This is a genomic window from Streptosporangium carneum, from assembly GCF_027922005.1.
Classification (GTDB): domain Bacteria; phylum Actinomycetota; class Actinomycetes; order Streptosporangiales; family Streptosporangiaceae; genus Streptosporangium; species Streptosporangium carneum.
In genome coordinates, this window is sequence record NZ_BSEV01000062.1 from 1 (window position 1) to 3389 (window position 3389).

A 3389-nucleotide genomic window follows, 5' to 3' on the forward strand; every position below is an offset into this window, starting at 1 on the left:
GATCGGGCGGCCGTTCTGGAACACGCGGGCGTATGTGCTCGATGACGGGTTGCGGCCGGTGCCGGCGGGTGTGGCGGGTGAGTTGTACATCGCCGGGTCGGGGTTGGCGCGGGGGTATCTGCGGCGGCCGGGGTTGAGTGCGGAGCGGTTCGTGGCCGATCCGTTCGCCGGGGACGGTGAGCGGATGTACCGGACGGGTGATGTGGCGCGGTGGCGGCCGGACGGGAATCTGGAGTTCGTCGGCCGGGCCGATGATCAGGTGAAGGTGCGGGGCTTCCGCATCGAACTCGGCGAGGTCATGGCGGCCGTCGGCCGGCGTCCGGAGGTCAGGGCGGCGGCCGTGGTGGTGCGCGAGGACCAGCCGGGGGACCGGCGGCTGGTGGCCTACGCGGTGGCGGCGGAGGGCGCGTCCGTCGTCCCCGCGGTGCTGCGCGCCCGGCTCGCCGAGGAGCTGCCGGACTACATGGTGCCGTCGGCGGTGGTGGTGCTGGACGAGCTGCCGCTGACGGTCAACAAGAAGATCGACAAGAAGAGGCTTCCCGCGCCGGACCTCGCGGCGCTCGCCGGCGGGCGTGCGCCCCGTGACCCGCGGGAGGAGATCCTGTGCGGCCTGTTCGCCGAGGTGCTCGGCGTGGCGCAGGTGAGCATCGACGACGGGTTCTTCGATCTGGGCGGACATTCGCTGCTGGCGATCCGGGTGATCGGCCGGGTGCGGTCGGTGCTCGGGGTGGAGATGGCGATCCGGCAGTTGTTCGAGACGCCGACCGTGGCGGGGCTGGCCGCGGCGCTGTCCGGGAGCGGGCGGGCTCGTTCGGCGGTGCGGGCGGTGGTGCCGCGGCCGGCGCGGGTGCCGTTGTCGTTCGCGCAGCGCCGGTTGTGGTTCCTGCACCGGTTGGAGGGGCCGAGTGCGACGTACAACGTGCCGGTGGCGTTGCGGTTGTCCGGCCGTTTGGATGTGGAGGGGTTGCGGGCGGCGCTGGGTGATGTGGTGGCGCGGCACGAGAGTCTGCGGACGGTGTTCGCCGAGGACGAGGCGGGGCCTTACCAGCGGGTGTTGCCGGTGGAGTCCGTGCCCGCGCTGCTGGAGACGGCGGTGTGCGAGGAGGCGCGGCTGGAGGAGCGGCTGGCCGAGGCGGTCGGGCACGCGTTCGACCTGTCGGCTGAGATCCCGGTGCGGGCCCGGCTGTTCGAGCTGGACGCCGAGGAGCACGTGCTGGTGCTGGTGATGCACCACATCGCCACCGACGGCTGGTCGATGCCGCTGCTGGGACGGGACGTGGCCGTGGCCTACGCCGCGCGGACGACCGGACAGGAGCCCGCGTGGACGCCGCTGCCGGTGCAGTACGCCGACTACACGCTCTGGCAGCGGGAGATGCTGGGCTCGGAGGACGACCCCGGCAGCGTGCTGGCCGGGCAGCTGGCGTACTGGCGGCAGGCGCTGGACGGGTTGCCCGAACAGCTGGAACTGCCCGCCGACCGGCCACGGCCCGCGGTCGCCTCCTACCGGGGGCACACGGAGCCACTGGAGATTCCCGCCCAGGTGCACGCGCGGCTGGTGGAGGTGGCGCGGGCCGAGAACGTCACCGTGTTCATGGTGATGCAGGCGGCGGTGGCGACGCTGCTGTCCCGCCTGGGTGCGGGGACGGACGTTCCGCTGGGCACGCCGATCGCGGGCCGCACCGACGACGCGGTGGAGGACCTGGTCGGGTTCTTCGTCAACACCCTGGTGCTGCGCACCGACCTGTCCGGCGATCCGAGCTTCCGGGAGCTGCTGGGCCGGGTGCGGGAGGCGAGCCTGTCGGCACTCGAACACCAGGATGTGCCGTTCGAGCGGCTGGTGGAGGAGTTCGCTCCGGCCCGCTCCCTGTCCCGCCACCCCCTCTTCCAGGTCATGCTGTCGTTGCAGAACAACGTCAAAGCGGTCCTCAACCTGCCCGCTCTCCGTCTTCAGGGGCTGACGGCGGGGACTCCGGCGGCGAAGTTCGATCTGGAAGTGGTCGTCGAGGAAACGTTCGACGCGCACGGGCCCGCGGGAGTGCGCGGTTTCCTGATCGCGGCCGCGGATCTCTTCGACGAGGACACCGCCCGCCGGATCACCACGTGGCTGGTCCGCGTGCTGTCGGCTCTGGCGGCCGACCCGCACACCCGGCTGAGCGCGGTGGACGTGCTCGACGAGGACGAGCGTCACCGCGTGCTGACGGAGTGGAACGACACGGCGGCGGAGGTGCCGCCGACGACGGTGCCGGAGCTGTTCGAGGCGCAGGCGTCGCGGGCGCCGGACGCGATCGCCGTGGTGTGCGACGAGGCCGAGGTGTCGTACGCGGAGCTGGACGCGCGGGCGAACCGGCTGGCACGGCTGCTGATCGATCAGGGAGTCGGTCCGGAGTCGGTGGTGGCGGTGGCCCTGGAGCGCGGGGTCGACCTGATGACGGCGCTCCTGGGAGTGTCGAAGGCGGGAGGCGCCTATCTGCCGCTGGACGCCCGGTATCCGGCGGAGCGCATCGCGTACATGCTTGCGGACGCGGGCGCGTCGGCTGTGCTGACCGCTGAGGCCTGGGGCGGCACGCTGCCGGAGGGTTTGGCGCGGATCACGATGGACGACCCGGCGACCGTCCGGGTCCTGGAGGCCAAGGCCGGCGGCGCCCTGAAGGAGAGGGAACGCGGCGGCGCGCCGACGCCGTCGTCCGCGGCGTATGTGATCTACACCTCGGGATCGACGGGGCAGCCGAAGGGCGTGCTGGTCTCGCACGCGGGTGTGGCGAGCATGGTGGCCGGTCACGAACGGTACCTGGGAGTGGGCCCCGGGGCACGGGTGGGGCAGTTCGCGTCGGCGGGGTTCGACACGTTCGGCTGGGAATGGCTGATGGCCCTGATGACCGGCGCGACGCTTGTGGTCATCCCCGACGAGCGACGTCTCGGAGACGCGCTTCCGGCGTTCCTTGAGGAACAGCAGGTGTCGCATGTGACGTTGCCGCCGGCGGTACTGGCGACGATCGGGGATGGGGCGATCCCCCCGCAGACCGTGCTGGTGGTGGCCGGCGAGGCGTGCCCGCCGGAGGTGATGCGGCGGTGGGCGCGGAACCGGCGGATGTTCAACTCGTACGGGCCGACGGAGACCACCGTGGACGCCACTCTGTGGCGGTGCGACCCGGCCGCGGAGGACGTGGCGATCGGCCGGCCGGTGGTCAACACCCGGGTGTACGTGCTGGACTCGGCGCTGCGCCCGGTGCCCGTAGGCGTGGTGGGCGAGCTGTACGTCGCCGGGTCGGGGTTGGCGCGGGGGTATCTGGGACGGCCGGGGTTGAGTGCGGAGCGGTTCGTGGCTGATCCGTTCGCCGGGGACGGTTCGCGGTTGTATCGGACGGGGGATCGCGCGCGGTGGACGTCCG

1 protein-coding gene and 1 pseudogene are annotated in these 3389 nt (G+C 72.4%); both read left to right on the forward strand.

Annotated features, from left to right (window positions below):
* Position 1: 1 nt before the first annotated feature.
* A pseudogene (locus PKF00_RS44815) lies at positions 2 to 109 on the forward strand (AMP-binding protein); the annotation flags it as partial.
* A gap of 42 nt (positions 110 to 151) precedes the next feature.
* The coding region (locus tag PKF00_RS43775; RefSeq protein WP_369011202.1) for a non-ribosomal peptide synthetase at positions 152 to 3389 on the forward strand (3238 nt) is incomplete at its 3' end.